Origin of the sequence: Pseudovibrio sp. Ad37 (assembly GCF_001623075.1) — a bacterium.
Lineage (GTDB): Bacteria > Pseudomonadota > Alphaproteobacteria > Rhizobiales > Stappiaceae > Pseudovibrio.
In genome coordinates this window covers 1-741 of the sequence record NZ_LMCF01000205.1, presented here as the reverse complement: position 1 = coordinate 741, position 741 = coordinate 1, and the positions used below count along the sequence as shown (strand labels likewise).

At 54.5% G+C, this 741-nt stretch carries 1 pseudogene; it reads right to left on the bottom strand.

From position 1 onward, the window contains the following. Positions 1 to 243 precede the first annotated feature (243 nt). A pseudogene (locus tag PsAD37_RS28460) lies at positions 244 to 741 on the bottom strand (IS21 family transposase); the annotation flags it as partial.

The following is a 741-nucleotide window of genomic DNA, read 5'->3' as shown; positions in this document are numbered from 1 at the left end:
TCTACAGTTTCAGCGTCGATCAATTGTTTGAGTGTTGTCGTAAGGTCTGATTGCTTGCGCGAGGCCAGCAAGTCTTGTGCGCAGGTCGCCATTCCATGCAGGCGCAGGTGTGTGAGTTGGTCGATCAGAACGTTCATAGGGCGGCCCCCTCATGGCGCACATACAGCGCCTCATAGCGTTTGCAGTTTGCCTGTGGGCGCGTCGTCAAATGAGGATAGTCATAGCTGTGGGGTAGTGGCGTGATCACCGGATCATGCTGCTGATGGCTGGCAGGCGCAAGGTGTTTTGCTCAACGGCCAGTTCACAAGCCGCCTCGACCATCTCAATCCCATGGTCCTGCACCAGCATGAGAAGATCAACAAACTCCCGATCGCCGCCTTTGCTGTCCATGTAATGGTCTTTGATCATGAGCATTGCCTTGGGGAGTTGCCAGTTCGCAAAGGGAGCTCCATCCCGCAAAGCTCCGGGTTTACGTTCCAGCAAAGGCACATAGTGCCAGGGCTCAAAGTAACTGGTATTCCTGGTAAAACCGCGCGTGTGCTGAGCGATTATCTCCTGTCCAGCAACCACCACAATGCGATCAGCATATGCGCGCAGTGAGACGAGCTTGCCAGCAAAATGGGCAGGAACGCTATAACGGTTACTGGCATACTGAACCAGGCAGGTTGAGCGAACACGACCAGTCTTTTCTACATAGCCATCAAAGGCCCGACCTAAGGGGCGTAACTGCGCGCAGTCATC